Source organism: Actinoplanes sp. CA-252034, assembly GCF_050956125.1.
In the GTDB taxonomy this organism is placed as follows: domain Bacteria; phylum Actinomycetota; class Actinomycetes; order Mycobacteriales; family Micromonosporaceae; genus Actinoplanes.
Map to the genome: position 1 here is coordinate 6,672,203 of NZ_CP191846.1, position 16,469 is coordinate 6,688,671.

The 16,469-nt window shown below is 70.9% G+C and carries 15 protein-coding genes and 1 pseudogene; 3 read left to right on the forward strand and 13 right to left on the reverse strand.

The window, feature by feature from the left end; all coding sequences use genetic code 11:
• Window positions 1–64: 64 nt before the first annotated feature.
• A complete protein-coding gene (locus tag ACQPZW_RS30865) occupies window positions 65–418 on the reverse strand; it encodes a hypothetical protein (RefSeq protein ID WP_433789556.1) in 354 nt (117 codons plus the stop codon).
• A 64-nt stretch (window positions 419–482) separates the two neighbouring features.
• The gene (locus ACQPZW_RS30870) at window positions 483–1,604 is read right to left on the reverse strand and encodes a hypothetical protein (protein ID WP_433789557.1); all 1,122 of its coding nucleotides are present in this window, start codon (window positions 1,602–1,604) and stop codon (window positions 483–485) included.
• A gap of 97 nt (window positions 1,605–1,701) precedes the next feature.
• Between ACQPZW_RS30870 and ACQPZW_RS30875 the strand changes: the two genes are divergently transcribed.
• A complete protein-coding gene (locus ACQPZW_RS30875; protein WP_433789558.1) occupies window positions 1,702–2,196 on the forward strand; it encodes a hypothetical protein in 495 nt (164 codons plus the stop codon).
• 47 nt (window positions 2,197–2,243) lie between these two features.
• Here the strand turns inward: ACQPZW_RS30875 and cysK are convergent, their stop codons facing one another.
• From cysK to ACQPZW_RS30890, 3 genes are all read right to left on the reverse strand, one after another.
• On the reverse strand, window positions 2,244–3,164 hold the full coding sequence (cysK, locus tag ACQPZW_RS30880) for a cysteine synthase A (RefSeq protein WP_433789559.1): 921 nt from the start codon (window positions 3,162–3,164) through the stop codon (window positions 2,244–2,246).
• The gene (gene epsC / locus ACQPZW_RS30885; RefSeq protein ID WP_433789560.1) at window positions 3,161–3,712 is read right to left on the reverse strand and encodes a serine O-acetyltransferase EpsC; all 552 of its coding nucleotides are present in this window, start codon (window positions 3,710–3,712) and stop codon (window positions 3,161–3,163) included. Before epsC ends, cysK begins: the two co-directional genes overlap by 4 nt.
• Window positions 3,713–3,972: 260 nt before the next feature.
• The gene (locus ACQPZW_RS30890) at window positions 3,973–4,560 is read right to left on the reverse strand and encodes a TetR/AcrR family transcriptional regulator (RefSeq protein ID WP_433789561.1); all 588 of its coding nucleotides are present in this window, start codon (window positions 4,558–4,560) and stop codon (window positions 3,973–3,975) included.
• A gap of 256 nt (window positions 4,561–4,816) precedes the next feature.
• Between ACQPZW_RS30890 and ACQPZW_RS30895 the strand changes: the two genes are divergently transcribed.
• Window positions 4,817–5,227 carry a nuclear transport factor 2 family protein gene (locus tag ACQPZW_RS30895; RefSeq protein ID WP_433789562.1) on the forward strand — a complete coding sequence of 137 codons (411 nt, stop codon included), beginning with the start codon at window positions 4,817–4,819 and terminating at the stop codon, window positions 5,225–5,227.
• Here ACQPZW_RS30895 and ACQPZW_RS30900 read toward each other — a convergent pair.
• The 3 genes and pseudogenes from ACQPZW_RS30900 to ACQPZW_RS30910 all read right to left on the reverse strand — a co-directional run bounded on the left by ACQPZW_RS30900 (window position 5,215) and on the right by ACQPZW_RS30910 (window position 8,922).
• Entirely contained in the window at window positions 5,215–5,763 is a 549-nt protein-coding gene (locus tag ACQPZW_RS30900; protein ID WP_433797665.1) for a DUF4240 domain-containing protein, read from the reverse strand. The two genes, ACQPZW_RS30895 and ACQPZW_RS30900, sit on opposite strands and share 13 nt — an antisense overlap.
• A 96-nt stretch (window positions 5,764–5,859) precedes the next feature.
• Window positions 5,860–6,462 (reverse strand): annotated as a pseudogene (lepB, locus tag ACQPZW_RS30905) (signal peptidase I); the annotation flags it as partial.
• 111 nt (window positions 6,463–6,573) lie between these two features.
• Entirely contained in the window at window positions 6,574–8,922 is a 2,349-nt protein-coding gene (locus ACQPZW_RS30910) for a putative bifunctional diguanylate cyclase/phosphodiesterase (RefSeq protein ID WP_433789563.1), read from the reverse strand.
• A 208-nt stretch (window positions 8,923–9,130) separates the two neighbouring features.
• Here ACQPZW_RS30910 and ACQPZW_RS30915 point away from each other — a divergent pair, with 208 nt between their 5' ends.
• Entirely contained in the window at window positions 9,131–9,532 is a 402-nt protein-coding gene (locus ACQPZW_RS30915) for a hypothetical protein (RefSeq protein ID WP_433789564.1), read from the forward strand.
• A 42-nt stretch (window positions 9,533–9,574) separates the two neighbouring features.
• Here ACQPZW_RS30915 and ACQPZW_RS30920 read toward each other — a convergent pair whose 3' ends face one another.
• From ACQPZW_RS30920 to ACQPZW_RS30940, 5 genes are all read right to left on the reverse strand, one after another.
• Window positions 9,575–11,272 (reverse strand): acyl-CoA dehydrogenase family protein, encoded by a 1,698-nt coding sequence (locus tag ACQPZW_RS30920; protein ID WP_433789565.1) that lies wholly within the window; start codon window positions 11,270–11,272, stop codon window positions 9,575–9,577.
• A 12-nt stretch (window positions 11,273–11,284) separates the two neighbouring features.
• On the reverse strand, window positions 11,285–11,830 hold the full coding sequence (locus ACQPZW_RS30925; protein WP_433789566.1) for a PadR family transcriptional regulator: 546 nt from the start codon (window positions 11,828–11,830) through the stop codon (window positions 11,285–11,287).
• A 430-nt stretch (window positions 11,831–12,260) separates the two neighbouring features.
• Complete coding sequence (locus ACQPZW_RS30930) at window positions 12,261–13,076, reverse strand: oxygenase MpaB family protein (RefSeq protein WP_433789567.1); 816 nt, start codon at window positions 13,074–13,076, stop codon at window positions 12,261–12,263.
• 169 nt (window positions 13,077–13,245) lie between these two features.
• Complete coding sequence (locus tag ACQPZW_RS30935) at window positions 13,246–14,664, reverse strand: vWA domain-containing protein (RefSeq protein ID WP_433789568.1); 1,419 nt, start codon at window positions 14,662–14,664, stop codon at window positions 13,246–13,248.
• A 436-nt stretch (window positions 14,665–15,100) separates the two neighbouring features.
• The gene (locus tag ACQPZW_RS30940) at window positions 15,101–16,279 is read right to left on the reverse strand and encodes an AAA family ATPase (protein WP_433789569.1); all 1,179 of its coding nucleotides are present in this window, start codon (window positions 16,277–16,279) and stop codon (window positions 15,101–15,103) included.
• Between the last annotated feature and the right edge of the window lie 190 nt (window positions 16,280–16,469).

A 16,469-nucleotide genomic window follows, 5' to 3' on the forward strand; every position in this document is an offset into this window, starting at 1 on the left:
TCGCCCGTCGGCAGCTTCCGGCACCCAGATCGGCCGGAATCGGGCTCAACTGAGCCGGTGGGGCTCAGTCCTGCGGCGGTTGTGGCGGGGCGGCGGGGGCGCGGGTGGCGGTGATGATGTCGGCGCTGAGCCGGGTCAATAGGGTGGCCAGACCGAGCCCGAGGATGCCGAACAGCCCGGACCGCAGCGGAGCGGTGTCGTCGAGGAACCCGCCGAGCACGCCCATCGACGTCGCTATCCCGGCGATCAGCGTGGTGGCCACGATCAGCGAGTAGACCCGAACGCGCGGCTTGGTCCAGAAGAGGACTCCGGCACGGTCCTGCCGGGTGAGGCGGAGGAGATACTGCGAGTCCCACATCAGGGACAGCACGAGCACCCCGAGCACCTGACTGAGGGTCGTGTAGAAGTCGTCATGCACTCCACCATGCTATGCGGCATCGATGTCCACACTGGATTCCGAAGATCCCCGGCGGCCGGTCCGGTCACCCGGTCAGTGCGGCGGCCGCGTCACCCGCCAGCGCGCGGGCCGCGGTCTCGGCCAGTTCGCTGTCGGCGGCCTGCACCACGACCCGGCTGAGGGTGTCGCCCCTGGCCAGGAGCAGCGTGCATCGACCGGCCGTGTGCTCGGATTCCTCGCAGTAGAGCAGTTGCCGTTCGACGCCCGGGGCGGCGGCCGGCGCGACCGGGTGCACGTCGTGGTATTCGGTTCCCTCGTCGGTGTACTTCTCGCAGCCGAGCCGCCCGTCGACCTGGGCGATCGCCTCGGCCGCGGTGATCCGCCCGTACGCGCCGGTGAACTGCCGGATCTCCGCGCCGGTCTCCACGTCGAAGTCCGGCTCGCGCCACACCCGCTCCTGCCCGAAGGCCGCCACGAGCGCTCCGAATCCCGGTCCGTTGCCGCAGAGGTGTGCCGCGACGTCCTCGACGGGGGCGGTGCCGGGGGTGAGCGGCGTCAGCCAGTCGACGGCGTCCGGGCCGAGCATGGCCCGGTCGGCGCGGCCAGGCGCACCGGACCGCATCGAGTCGGCCGTCTGCCGCAGCGGGGTCTCGGTGCCGCCCGCGCAGTCGGAGTGGCTCCGGATCTCCTCCGGGCCGGCCAGCTCACCCATGTCGCCGAGTGGCCGGGTCAGGTAGCGCACCTGTCGCGGGTCGGTTCCGGCCGGATAGGTGGGAACTCCGGGCACCTGAAGGTGGAGTGACTTGTGGAGTTCCCCGCCGTAGCCGTCGGTGTAGGTCGCGGTGACGCGGAAGTAGGTGGGCATCGCCGGGGCCAGCCCGTTGCTGCCGGCACGGACGGCGATTCGCTGAAACGGCTCGTCGTCACCGAGGGCCACGAACTCCCACGGCTGGCCCGCCGGATCCTTCGCCCCGGAGGCGGCCCACCAGAGGAGGGCGGCGTGATCGTCGTCCGGGAAGGCCGGCGGATCGTGGACCTCGACGCCGGACAGCGCGTCACCGGGACACGCCGGCGTGAACAGGTGATAGTCGTCGCCGATCCGGGCGACGCCCATCCTGTACTCCAGCTGGTCGCCGGGCGCGGCCGGGCATCCGGCGAGCACCAGTCCGGCGAGCACCGTGACGAGCACCGGCCACGTCCTGCGCACCGCACCCCCGCATGTCGACCAGGATGGACGGTCCAGCGTAACCAAGGCGTTGCCTACGGGGTTGCCCTCCCAGATCTAGATCAACTAGCTTCGCGCGATGATCAGCAAGCGCATCCTCACCGCCGTACTCGCCGGCGTCTCCGCTCTTTCGCTCGCCGCCTGTTCCGAGGAGGCACCCGCCACCTCCACGAAGCCGGCCGCCACCACCGCCGCGGCGCCCGCCGCCACCACCGAGGCCGCCGCCCCGCCGGCCGCCGCGGGGCTCTCCGACAAGGAGATCTGCGAGTCGGTGAACAAGGTGACCGACTCGATGAAGACCGCGATGATGACCATCGCTCAGGCCACCCAGGGCGGCGACATCCCGGTCGCCGACCAGAAGGCGATCCTGACCGACATGGCCAAGCAGCTCGACAAGGCCGTCGAGGGCAGCGACACCGAGGTCGCGAAGGCTGTGAAGCTCATCTCCTCGCAGGCGACCGAGGCGGCCGCGGCCAAGGACCCGACGGCGGCGCTCGACAACCCGGAGTCCGACAAGTCCGGCAAGGCGCTCAACGCCGCCTGCAAGAAGGCCGGCGTCACCACCCAGTTCTGATCTGCCCGGCGGCCCGGCGTGCGAGGCACGCCGGGCCGTCTCGCGGGTCAGGACTGGGTGAACAGCGGGGTGCTCAGGTAACGCTCGCCGGTGTCCGGGAGCACGACCACGATCGTCTTCCCGACGTTCTCGGCACGCCAGGCCAGCTCCCGCGCGGCGTGCAGGGCGGCACCGCTGGACACCCCGGCGAGGATCCCCTCGGTACGGGCCAGCTGCCGTCCCGCCTCCCGCGCCTGCTCCACGTCGACCCGGAACACCTCGTCGTAGATGGTCGGGTCGAGCACCTCCGGCACGAACCCGGCGCCGATGCCCTGGATGCCGTGCGGGCTGGACTGCCCACCGGACAGCACCGGCGACTCGTCCGGCTCCACGGCGTACACCCGCAGGTCGGGCTGTTTCTCCTTGAGGATCTGCCCGACGCCGGTGAGGGTGCCGCCGGTGCCGACCCCACCGATGAACAGGTCCACCTGGCCGTCGGTGTCGTTCCAGATCTCCAGCGCGGTGGTGCGGCGGTGCACGTCCGGGTTCGCCGGGTTGTCGAACTGCATCGGCAGCCAGGCCCGCTGCTCCTCGGCGATCTCCAGCGCCTTCGCCACGGCGCCCTTCATGCCCTCGGCCGCGGGGGTCAGGACGAGCTTCGCCCCGTACGCCAGGAGAAGCGCCCGCCGCTCCGCGCTCATGCTGTCCGGCATGGTCAGGGTGAGGCGATAGCCTCGCGCCGCCGCCACCAGGGCCAGGCCGATGCCGGTGTTGCCGCTGGTGGCCTCGACGATCGCCGAGCCGGGCCGTAGCTCCTCGGTGGCCTCGGCCGCCTCGATCATGGCGAGGGCGATCCGGTCCTTGACGCTGCCGCCCGGGTTGGCCGACTCGAGCTTGGCGATCAGCTTGGCCGGCAGTCCGGGCTCGAACCGGGTCAGCCGCACCATCGGGGTCCGGCCGATCAGCTCGGTGACGTCGTTGTAGATCATTTCCTCGCTCCTGAGTTGATGCCGGGGTTCGGTGTTGATGGAACAGTCTCGGCGGCGGGGGCGCGCACCCGGGCTCCCGCCGGAATGTCGGTGACGACCAGCGCGAGAGCGCCGATCTCGGCGTCGTCGCCGATGCTGACCGGGCCGAGGACGGTGGCGCCCACCCCGAGGGTGACCCGATCTCCCACTTCCGGGTGACGGCGGCTGCCCTTGGCGTCCCGCTGCCAGCCCCGGCCGCCGAGGGTGACCTGGTGGTACATGGTGACGTCGTCGCCGAGGCGGGCGGTCTCGCCGATCACCACCCCGGCACCGTGGTCGATGAACAGCCGCCGGCCGATCACCGCGCCGGGGTGGATCTCGATGCCGGTGAGGAACCGCATCAGCTGGGACACGAAGCGGGGCACGAACGGGATGCGGGCCCGGTGCAGCAGGTGGGCGGCGCGGTGGCCCCAGAGCGCCCAGAGGCCGGGATAGAGCAGCACCTCGGCCACGTTGATCCCGTACAGGGCGGGGTCGCGCCGGCAGTAGGCGCGGATGTCTTCCAGCACGGAGCTTTTCCTCGAGAGAACGGGAGCGGAGGGCGGCCTCACGGTGGCACACGCCGGGATCCGCCGGGCCGGCGGCGGGTGTCAGTCGCGCCGGCTGGGACAGCGCTCGTCGAAGACACGGCGCACGTGCGGGCCCGCCATCGGCACGGCGAACCGGTGACCGGCCATCCGCCGCGGGGCGCCCCACTCACTCATGACGGCAAGGCTAGCCGATCACAGCGGTGCTGTTCAGGGGCCGAACGGCCCGCCCCGTGGCGACGCTAGCGGATCAGCGCGCGAACCCCGTTCATGTAGAGCTGCCGGTCGATGTTGCCGAGCAGGATCCGCTGCAGGATGTAGCCCTGGACCAGTCCGAAGAACGCCGCGCCGATCCCGGCCGGGTCGGCGTCGGGCGGGATCTGCCCGCTCTCCTGGGCGCGCTCGGCGGTGCGGACCGCCCGGTCACGGACCCGCCCGTAGATCTCGGCGACCAGCGCGCCCACCTCGGGATCGTGCACCGCCTCGCCCCACACCTGCACGGCGATGCGGATGGTGCCGTCCTCGACCGCGGCGGCGTCGATCAGCTCGAGCAGCCGGTCCAGGATCTCCGGGATCGACGGCATCGGGTCGAGCGCCAGCAGCCCGTCGAGCGCGCCGGTCACCGCGCTGATCTTCTCCCCCGCGATCGCCGTGATCAACTCGTTCTTGCTCTTGAAATACCGGTAGAAGGCGCCGACCGACAGCCCCGCCTCCTTGATGACGTCCTGCATGGACGTCTGATGAAACCCGTTTCTGACGAAACACCGCGCCGCGGCGTCGAGGATCTGCCGGCGGCGGGCGGCGAGGTGGGCTTCGGAGACGCGGGGCACCCCAGAACCTTAATCATTCGGTACGACCTACTCGGAGCACCGTGCCCACCGCGCGGCGCGGGCGGCCCGTCCAGCCCGCCAAGGCGCCTCACGGGCGAGGCGGTCCCGCACCGGAATACCTCTCCGCAGCCGGGCCCGCTCGTCGCCGGGCCCGCTCGCCGCCGGGCACGGCGAGGAAGCCGGGCAGCAACCGAGATTGCCGGAGACTAGAACACGTTCTAGTCTCGACGTCATCGAGAACGGAGGGAGACGTCTGATGACATCGGTGCTGACCGCCCGTGACCTGGCCCGGCGCTCGCAGGCGGCGGCCGGCGCGAAGGACCGTGACACCTGGCTCGGCCTGTTCGCCGACGACGCCGTGGTGGAGGACCCGATCGGCCCGTCGCCGCTCTGCCCCGACGGTGACGGGCATCGTGGCGCCGAGGCCATCGCCGCCTTCTACGACAGCGTGATCGGCCAGGTCGACGCGATGCGCTTCGAGATCGAGCGCTCCTACCTGTGCGGCGACGAGGTGGCCGACGTCGGGACCATCCACCTGACCATGCCCGGCGGCCACACCGTCGGGGTGCACGGTGTCTTCACCTACCGCAGCGACGGTGCCGGCCGGCTCGCCGCCCTCCGCGCGTACTGGGAGTTCGACAGCGTCATGGGCGCTCAGTCGAGGTAGATCGCGGCCAGTCGCGGGAACCGCGCCCGGATCTGGGCGTCGTCCTCGTGATCGAAGTCGTCCCCGGTCAGTTCCAGGTCGAACGAGCCCGCGGGCAGTTCACCGCGTGCCGCGTCGAGGGCGGCGTAGAAGTCCTCCGCCGAGTCGAACGCCGCCCGGCCGACGCCGAGCATGTCCTCGCCCTCGAGGAAGTCGTCGTCGGGATCGATCCCGAGCTCGCCCAGGGTGTCCGGATCCTCGACGGCACGCTCCCACACCGTGCGGCCCTGCGCGACGAGCCAGCCGCGGAAGTAGTCGAAGGCGTCGTCCGAGCAGCCGCCTTTCATGAGGTAGGCGGCGCCCCAGAGGCTCCAGTCGTAGGACCGGGCGGCGAGCAGGTCGTAGCGCAGCGAGAATCCCACCGCCGCCTCCCGCCCCGCGGCGGCCAGACGCTCGTCGACACGCTCGGCCACCTCCTCGGCACCCTCGCCGGTGCGGGTGTCGTCGACACCCGAGCGGGCGGCCTCGACGACCGCCCAGAACTCGTCCTCATCCATGATCGCCACGTGCGCGATCCTGCCACGGCCCGGCACCCGCCGTGACGGGGTCCCGGTGACGGGAGAGCCCCGGACCGGCGGCTGCGCGTCACCGAGGGGCCGGGACCTCGGCGAACGTGGGGGAACCCCCAGAGTCCGGGCCCTCGACGGTGGCCAGAAGGTCACGAATGCCCGGCCCACCAGCCGGTCCTCGGGGACGGTCCCGTTCGCGGCGTCGAGGTGCTCACGCGAGTCGCCGGAGGCGCTGCGATGGTCACCGAGGACGAAGACGCGGCCCGCGCCGACGATCACGTCGAACGGTCGATCGGAGGGTGCGTCCCCGGGGAACAGGTAGTCCTCGTCGAGAGCCTGTCCGTTGACGGTGATCCGCCGGTCCCCGTCGCAGCAGACGACGTGGTCGCCGGCCACGCCGATGATCCGCTTGATGTAGTTCTGCCCGGGAGCAGCCGACCATTCCACCGGCGGCTCGAAGACGACGATCTCCCCGCGCCCCGGTGACTCCGCCCAGTAGGCGGTCTTGTTGACGAGAACCTTGTCGTCCAGATGCAGCGTCTGCTCCATGGACGGCGACGGGATGTAGAAGGTCTGGACGAGGAAGGTCCGGACCACGGCCGCGACCACGACGGCTACGACGATCAGGACGAGGAACTCGACCCAGTTCGCCCGGCCGACCTTGGGAGCATCGGTGCTTGTGGACATTCACCGCACCTTACAAGCACCACCTGTGGTCTGCCGTCATCCGGGCGACGCGAGTCGGTCGCCGAGATGGTCGCGGAGCAGAAGGTGCCAGGCACGTTCCTGGGCGAGCGGCTACACCGAGGCGGGAACGGCAGACGCGGCGGGAACGGTAGACGCGGCGGGAGCCGGCCGGAGCTCGCTGATCCGCTCGGGCGGGACCGGGCGTGAGTAGAGGTAGCCCTGGCCGTACTCGTACCCTAGGCCGCGCAGCAGGTCACGCTGCTCCTCGGTCTCGATGCCCTCGGCCACCGACCCGAACTCCAGGGCCGCCGCCATCTGGCTGACCGCGGTCGCGACCGCCGCCTGACGGCTCACCGTGGTGATCGACTCGACGAACGAGCGGTCCAGTTTCAGCGAGTTGACCGGGCAGGTGAGCAGCAGGCCCAGGGACGACGCGGCGGTGCCGAAGTCGTCCAGGGCCAGCTTCACCCCGAGCGCCCGCAGCGCCTCCATCGTCCGGTGCGACTGCTCGTCGTCCACGACGGCCGTCTCGGTGACCTCGATGACCAGGCTCCCGGCGGGCAGGCCGGTCTCGGCGAGGACCGCCGCGACGTCGGCGACCAGCTCGGGGTCGCGCAGCTGCGGACCGGCCACGTTGACGCCGACCTGCAGCGGGGTCTCGTCAGGTGACTCGGCGATCCAGGCCGCGGCCTGCCGGCACGCCTCCCGCAGCACCCACCGGCCGATCGCCACGATCTGCCCGGTGCGCTCGGCGACCGGGATGAAGTCGACCGGCGACACCAGGCCGCGGACCGGGTGGTTCCAGCGGATCAGCGACTCGACACCCATCAGCCGGTCGTCGGAGAGCCGCACGATCGGCTGGTAGACCAGGATGAACTGCTCCTGCTCGACGGCCAGGTCCAGCTGGCGGATCAGCACCGCTTCGGCGCTGATCCGGGCGCCCATCTCGTCGGCGTACGGGATCCACATGCCCTTGCCACGGTGCTTCGCCTCGTACATGGCGATGTCGGCGTTGGCGAGCAGCGTCGACGGGTCGTCGCCGGGGCGTGCGCCGGTCAGGCCGATGCTGGCCTTCACGATCACCGTGTGCTGCAGGAGCACGATCGGCGCGGCGAGACGCCGCAGGATCTGCGCGGCGACCACCTCGGCGCCGTCCGGCCCGGTGCCCGGGAGCAGCATCGCGAACTCGTCACCGCCCAGCCGGCACACCACGTCGTCGCCGCGGACCGCGTCGCGCAGCCGGGACGCGACGATCACCAGCAACGCGTCGCCGGCGGCGTGACCCATCGTGTCGTTGATCGTCTTGAAGTCGTCGAGGTCGATGAGCAGCAGCGACGAGTCGGCGGTCAGCAGGCGGGTGATCTCGGCGCTGAAGTGGGTGCGGTTCGCCAGCCCGGTCAGGCCGTCGAAGGATGCCTGCTCGCGCAGCTGCACCTCTTGGTCACGCAGTTCGCCGAGCGCCACGTCGAGGCGGGTGATCAGGCTCATGTTGTCGTGGAAGGCGACCAGCTGACGGCCGGCGACCAGGCAGGTGATCACCACGACGCCGGCGGTCGCGCCGACCAGCTGCGACGACGCGGTGCCCGGCAGCATCAGGAAGAACACCACGAAGGTGACGGCGATCATCCCGTACGGCAGCAGGCTGTAGGGGCGGCGCTTGGTGGTGTGCCGCGGGTCCCCGACGCGCACGACGATGACCTGCATCCACGGGCCGATCGCGATCAGGACGCTGGGCAGCAGGCGGATCGCGTACACGTACGCATGCTCGAGGGTTTGGAAGTCGCCGGGCAGCAACGTGCTGACGCCCTGGACCATCGCGGCGGAGACCATCGGCCAGGCGGCCATCCGCGCCATCGGCGGATGCCGGATGAGCGCGACCTTGGTCGCGGAGAACGTCGCGACCAGCACCAGCGCCGCCGTGACGCTCGCGTTGACCCGGTCGGTGTGTGTGCCGTCGAGGGGGTTGAACGCGAAACACCAGGCCACCACACCGCCGCCGACGAGCACGGTGGTGGCGTCGAGCCAGAAGACGAACCGCTCACGGGAGGTCTGGAGACCCTGCGGGAAGATCAGGCAGGCGATGACGTTGCTGCTCATGCCGATGGCGAAGAACACGGTCTGGACGGTGCCGCCCGTGAGCGACGGCACGCCGGGCGAGATCAAGATCTGCACGGCGTGGTACGTGTCACCGACCGTGAACGACGCTCCGGCGAAACTGATCATCGACCAGAAGCGGCGGTAGCGCTCGTGGGCGAGCCGTCGCAGTCGCCAGCCGCCGAGCGCGAGCGCCGCGTCGAGCGGCACCTGCCACAACCAGAACACCTGGGACTGCCGGGTCGAGTTCCCGCTGAACAGCACGAACAGCACACACCCGAGCAGGGTGAACCCGATCAGCCCCCGCAGCACCGGATCCCGGAGCAGGTGGCCGATCGGCCGCGGGGCCGGTCGTGTGTCGGTCAACGGTCGTCCTCTCCCTGGTTCTCCCCCGCTGTATCGGACGCCCGGCCCGGGATCCGAGGAGTCCGCGGGTGAACAGCTGATCAACCGTCCGCCTCGTCGGTCGCCGGACGACCGGGGCCCGACCGTCGATAGACGATCAAAAGACTTTCGATGGACCGGCCGCGAATGATGAACGCACGGTCACGCAGGGCAACATCTGGGAGTAGACGTGCGGAGAACAGCAAGACGGATCGCCACTGGTGTCCTGGCGACGGCGACCACCGTCGCCGTCGCGGTCACCGCCGGCGGCGTCACTCCGGCTTTCGCCGGCTGGAGCGGTGGCATCGGCACCATCGGCGGCCGGTGGTACGCCGACGGCGCCGGATCGTTCTGGTGGGACGACTACGGCGAGCACCTCACGATCAACGACAACAAGGCCGACGGCGCGGGCGTGGCGGTGCGGATCTACGGGTCCAGCCTGAAGACCTACACGTTCAGCGGTGGCGCCGGTAAGAGCGGGTCCTTCAACCTGTCGTACGCCGAGGGCACCGCGCTCGACTTCTACGTCTGCATCTCGGACAACGGCACCATTCAGGAGGACACCTGCAACTACTGGCCGGGCCAGGCCTGATCGAGTGGCCGCCCTCCGCGCCGGGAGGGCGGCCGTCTGGTGTCAGGGGCGCATCTCGTAGGCGCCGGCCAGGGCGAGGACCTGCTGCCACACGGCGGCGTCGCGGGCCTCGTCGACGACCGGGCGGCGGATGGTGGCGAGCGCCCAGTCCGCCTGCTCCGGCGTGGTAGCGGCCTTGCCGTGCAGCTCGGTGACGTAACCGGAGAAGTCGCGCACCAGGATCGCGAAGATCTCGTCGAGCAGGTGGTCGTCGACGCCGCCCTTCTCCAGGATCAGCTGCCCGTAGACGATCAGGGCGAACAGGTGCCCGATCGCCAGGAGGAAGTCCAGGTCCTTCTGCTGCTCCCCGGTGGGGGCGTGCCTACTCAGCAGGTCGCAGAACGCGTCGGCCTGCTCCCGGAAGCGGGCGACGTTCGGCAGGGTGGCGTGCGCGTCGTACGCGGTCCGCCAGTCGTGGAACCGGATGGCGCCGAGCCCGCGCGCCGGGCCCTGCCGGAACAGGAACTCGTCGTCGGCCGGGTCGTGCCGGGTCGGCACCGGCGCGTACTCCGTCGTCGGGTTGAACAGGTAGTTGGGCATGAACTTGAGGATCAGGGCCAGGTTGACGTGCACCGTGCCCTCCAGCTTGGGCAGGCCGCGGATGTCCATGGCGGCCTTGTCGAAGTAGGTGTCCGCCTCGAAGCCCTTGGCCGCGATCACGTCCCACATCAGGTCGACGACCTTCTCGCCCTCGGTGGTGACCTTCATCTTCGTCATCGGGTTGAACAGCAGATAACGACGATCGTCGGGTCCGGCACTACGGAAGTAGTCGACGGCCCGGTCACTGAAGAGCTTCATGGCGACGAGCCGGGCGTACGCGTCGGTCAGCTCCCGTCGCACGTGCGGGAACGCGGTGACCGGCTTGCCGTAGAGGACGCGCTGGTGGGCGTGGGTGACGGCCTCGTACATCGCGTGCTCGCAGATGCCGATCGCGGCCGTGCACAGGTTGAACTTGCCGATGTTGACGGTGTTGAGCGCGGCATCGAACGCGGCCTTGCCGGTGTGCAGCACATCCTGCTCGCGCACCGGATAGTCACGCAGCTCGAAGGTGCTCACGTACATCTGCTTGTTCACGACGTTCCTGATCAGGTGGTAGTCCTCGTGCCTGCTGTCGGCGGCGAAGAACACATACCCGTCCGGGCCCTCGACGTCGGCGCGGCGCCCGAACACCGACACGAGACCGGCGACGTTGCCGTTGCCGATGTAGTACTTGGTGCCGCTCGCCGTGAACCCGCCGTCCGCGGTCGGCGTGAGGATCATGTCGGTGGCGTAGATGTCGGCGCCGTGGCTGCGCTCGGACAGCGCGAACGCCATCACGTGACCCTCGTCGAGCAGCTCGGCGGCCCGCTGCCTCTGGACGTCGTTGGCGCTCTGCCACACCGGGCCGAGACCGAGAACGGTCACCTGCCACGTGTACCAGTAGTCGAGCCCGTAGAAGCCGAGGATCTCACTGAGCGCGGCGTTGCGGGCGGTGTCCCAGCGCTTGTCGCCGTCACCGTCGGCGGCGGGCGTCAGGAACGTCGCGAACAGTCCCTCCTTCGCTGAGAACGCGAGGAAGTCGTCGTACCACGCCCGGTCGATATAGCTTTTGACCAGCGCGTTCTTGCCCCGCTCCTCGAAGAAGGCGACGAGCGCCCGCAGCAGCCGGCGGCTCTCGTCGTCGAGGTGCGCGGGGTCGTAGGTGTTCGGGTTGAAGAGCACGGAACGGTCCTTTCAGAGTGCTCGGAGCGTGTCGAGGACGTCGTCGAGCCAGTCGAGCAGCATCCGCTCGTAGGCGATGCCGCCCCGCAGCACCACGTGCTGAAGCCGCTGCCCGACGTCCAGACGATCAAGATCAGGAAAATCCCTTTTTCCACCATTCATGTACGTGACGAGCAGCGTCTCGTGATCGGCCCGGTAGCGTTCCACCTCACCGATGAGCGCCGCGCGGCCCGCAGCATCGGTGAACGCGGCCCCGCGGATCTTGACGGCAAGCTCATGCCGCACCGCCTCCGGCTGCACCGGCGCCCGCAGCCACTCGACGAGGGCCTGCTCCCCGGCAGTCGCGACCGAGAAGCTGCGCTTGTCGGGCCGCCCGTCCTGGCCGATCTCCTCGGCGATCACCCAGCCGTCCGCCTCCATGCGCTTGAGGACGCGGTAGATCTGCTGGTGGGTGGCCGTCCAGAACCGGCCGATCGACCGCTCGAAACGCCGGGCCAGCTCATATCCGGACCCGGGCTGCTCCAACAGGGAGACCAGGATCGCGTGCTCCAGCGCCATGCCCGCATCATGCTATGCACATCGTTGCTGTGCAACTAGTTGCATAATCCGGGCCCTCAACGGTGTTCGGCGGCCTACATCGGCGACCGCTGCACCCACGCCCATCCGTCACACCGGGCGCCGGGGCCGGGGCCGGGGCCGGCGGGCACCCGATCCCAGGATGCCGCCCGCGACGGCGTCGTGCTGCTGGACGGCGAAACCAACCGGCCGACACCATGCACCTGCCGCAGCCACGTTTCGGCCGATGCCGCCGGTACCGGCGATGCACGGACAACCGTTCCGCGACACGACCCCTGTTCCCGCTGGAGCCGATGCCACCCTCCCCCTCGGTGACCCCACCGCCTCCCCTCCGCGACTCGGTTCGCCTCGCCTCGCCTCGCCTCGGTGAACTCCGCCGCGCACGGCCTCGGCCGGTTCTCGTCGGTGATCGCTACCGCCCGTCGGCGCTCAGCGGGTTGCGTCGCCGGGACAGACGCCGGCGCAGGTCGTTGAGGTAGTGGTCCTTGACGAGGTCACGCACTCTGCCGGGCAGCCGCGGGTAGATCAGCTTCGTCACACCGAAGAAGCCGTCGAAGAGCCGCTGCCGCCGCGGTGACCAGGTGTAGCCGAACTGCGCCCGGATCGGCTCCGGCAGCAGCCCGACGGTGACCAGCCGGTTCAGCGGCTTGGCCGGGCGCATCACGACCGGGAGGTTCTTCGGCCGCATCAGCGCCGCCGCGATCTCCCGCCCCGCATCGCTGACCCGCAGCGTGCTGACGGTGCGCTCCCAGTAGGCGTCGAACGTGTCGCGGTCGGCCGGCCACGCGTCCTCCGGGCAGCCGATCGACGTGGCGAGCACGCTGTACTGCCGGAAGCACTCGTCCAGCTCGGCAGGCGACAGCGGACCGAAAACCCGCTGATAGATCAGGACCGCGGTGTCGTAGAGGGTGGCGTTGACCCAGACCTGCAGATCCGGGTCGTCGGCGTAGTAGCCCGGACCGGTCACCCCGCGGTGCACAGCAGCGACGGCACGGCTGACCACCCGGCCCTCCTCCACAGTGCCGAAGAGCACACCGAACACATAGCTCATCGTGGTGCGCAGCCGGTCCAACGGCCGCTCGGCGAAGTCGCTGTGGTCGTGGACGCCCTGAGCGACGGCCGGGTGTGCGATCTGGAGCAGAGTGGCCCGGCCACCCCCGGCGAGCAGAAGCCCTTCGCGGGCCACGCGCCGGATGACCGCGCTGTCGTCGAAGAGACCGTCATCCATCCCAAGAAGGTAAACCACGATTAACTTCTGCCGGAAGGTCAACAGTTCCTGCCGCACTTCGCAAGGACTGCGCCCGCCTCGATCCGGTCCCGCGGGGTCCGAATCGGGCGTCCACAGCCGACGCCGGCCGGCAGTCGGCGTCACCGGCCGTGGCGGCCTTCGCCCGGCGTCACCGCCCGGTGGCAGTCAACTGGTCCAGCGGAATGGTCACCGTCTCGATCCAGGACGGTGGAGGCGCGGCGCCCTCGCCGACCAGGCCGGCGATGACCCGGACGTTGCCGGGACGGTTGTCGGGCCACGGTGTGTGACCGTCGGTCAGGACGATGACGATGTGCGCTCGCTCCGGACCGCGGAGCGCATGGTCGATCCCGACACGCATGTCGGTGCCGCCACCACCGGCCAGAACCACGTCACCGATCGTGTTGGCGCGGCGGACGGCGTGGACGTCGGCGTCGCAGGCCAGAACGCTCACCCGGTTACGGCCGATGCCCACCGCCCGCAACACACCGCCGACCTCGCCGAGCACGGCCCGCAACTCGTCGTCGCCCATCGACCCCGACGTGTCGACGACCACGGCCACCCGCGGCATCGGGCGGCGAAGGCTCGGGAAGACCACACGGGGTACGGCCGACCCGCGCCGTGACGGCCGCTGATAGGTGTAGTCGACCGCCCCCGAAGCCCACGACGCGGCCTCGCGAACCGCACCGGTCAGTGCTCGTCGCCAGTCGACGACCGGTTCGAGGATCTCGTCGGCCCAGCGGCGCCAGCCGTCCGGGATCCGGCCCCGTGCCTTGGCGTGGGCGCGCATCTCGTTGGCGGTCTGCCGCCGGATCGCCGCCGCCTCGACGGGGCTCACCCGCGCGGCGTCGGACACCTCCCACGGCATCGACCGGCCGTGGGCACCGGAGCCACACTCGGGAGGATGCGGCGTCGGTGGGACACCCGGCAGATACTCCTCGAACATCCGCCCGTCCGGCAGCCCGAACGTCGCCGGCCGCAGCGCGTTCTGCGGCAACGAGGAGATGTCGTCGTTGATCTCGCAGTCCTGCGCGATGTTGACCCGGTGATGGTCGTGCCGCACCTCCGGCGCCACCAGCATGGCCCGGCCGTGATGGTCCCGCAGCAGATGGGCGACCTCGTGCACCCAGACCGCGGCCAGCTCGTGCACCGGCGTCGCTTCGACGAACCCCGGATTGACATAGCACCGCCAGTGCCGGTCGACGCCCATGGTCGGCACGTCGTGGCTGGGCACCACGGTCAGGCTGTAGAGCGCGGACGCCAGGTACGGCTGGGCGCCGGCCGCTTTCAGGCGCGCGGCCAGCAGTTTCGTCCGGTCCAGAGCCCGGCCGGCATCGGCCGCCCGTTCCCGGCCGTCGCCCCCGACCCCACCCTCGGCCCGTTCCCCACCGGCAACCCGCTCCGCCTCAAAGACCCGCTCCCCACCGGCAACCCGCTCCCCACCGGCGACCCGCTCCCCACTGGCGACCCGCTCCGCCTCGGTGGAGGCATCTGGAAGTGACCCAGGGTCGGACGACGCTCCAGCCGGCCGGGCCCACGTCGCAGAACCGGACGGAGCAGCCCGCTGCACCGGCGCAGCCCGGGTAGGCCCCGCCGGCGCCGACGGCACAACCCCATGGACCGGCACCGACAGGACAGGCACCACCGAACCGGACCCAGCACCCCGCTGCACCGGCGCAGCCCGGGCAGGCCCCGCCGGAACCGACGGCACAACCCCATGGACCGGCACCGACAGGACAGGCACCACCGAACCGGACCCAGCACCCCGCTGCACCGGCGCAGCCCGGGCAGGCCCCGCCGGAACCGACGGCACAACCCCATGGACCGGCACCGACAGGACAGGCACCACCGAACCGGACCCAGCGCCCCGCTGCACCGGCGCAGCCCGGGCGGGCCCCGCCGGAACCGACGGCACAACCCCTTGGACCGGCACCGACAGGACGGACTCGGCAACCCGTTGGGCGGGCGCCGGGCGGGTGGACGCCGTAGGGCCGGGCGGCGCCGGGTCAGGAGCCACCGGTCAGCAATCCGGAAGCGGTGAGCACACCGCGGAACGCGTCGATCGATGCCGGGACCGGCCAGGACGGCTCGCGCATCCGGGCCAGGTCGAACGCCGCCCGGGCCGCCACGTCTGGCACGCCGGCGTCGACCGCCTTGGCCAGCACGGTCCAGCCGGCCTCCCATCGCTCACGGGTGACGCGGCCCTCGATGGCGGCGATCACCGCGGTGAGGAACGCCAACTGGCGGTCTCCGCGCTCGGGGAGCGCGAAAGCGGCCGGGTTGGCGAGGACGCGCTCCGGGTCGGGCAGGTCGAGCTCGTCCAGGTAGGTGGTGAGCTCGAGGCCGGGGCCGTCGCCGACCGCGCCGATGATCGCGGTGGCCAGCGCCTCCCGGCTGGTGCCCGCACAGAAGTGGAAGACGAGCAGGCGCAACGCCATGTCCCAGGTGCGCGGGGACGGCCAGGCGCCGCCACGGGCCTCGGCGTCGGCCGGCAGGTGGTGGGTGAGACCGGGCCGGGCGGTGAGGAACCCGGCGATGACACCGCGCGCCCGGGCCAGCGCGCTGTCGGCACGGTCGGCGGTGACGACGGGCACGTCGATGCGCGGCCACACGCCGGCCAGGCCGCGAGCCACGACCCGTGGGTCATGGGTCCAGTGCAGGTGGACGAAACGGTTGGCCAGCGGCGGGCTGAGGTGCCAGCCGTCGGCCGCGGAGGACGGCGGATTGGCGGCGGCGACGATCCGCACCTCGTCGGGGAGCGTGAGGCTGCCGACCCGGCGCTCCAGGACGACCCGGAGCAGGGCGGCCTGCACCGCCGGTGGCGCCGACGACAACTCGTCGAAGAACAGCAGGCCACGGCCGTGGCGGGCGAGCCGGACCGCCCAGTCGGGCGGGGCCATCGGGACGCCCTGGACGGCCGGGTCGTCACCGACGATGGGGAGCCCGGCGAAGTCGGACGGCTCGTGCACGCTCGCGATGACCGTCTCCAACGGCACGTCGAGGCCCTCGGCGAGCTGCGCGAGGGTCGCCGATTTCCCGATGCCGGGCTCGCCCCAGAGCAGCACCGGCAGATTCGCGGCGACGCACAGAGCGAGGGCGGCGGCCCGCGGGTCGGCGACCGGCTCGGTCCGGGTGACCCGGATCCGGCGCAGCAGCGCGTCAGCGGCGTCGAGGCCGGCGGTCATGCTCTCTCCCCGAGACAGACGGTCACAGCTTTCCGACTCCTCATCGACGCCTCCCCCAAAGCCGACTTCGCCGCGGAGCATACGCGAGCCCACCGACATTTCCGGCCACGATTCGCACGCCACCGTACGGAGGCGGTTGATCACCGCGAGGGAAGCCGGGGCGCGTACGCGGAGCGGAAAAGCCCTGGAA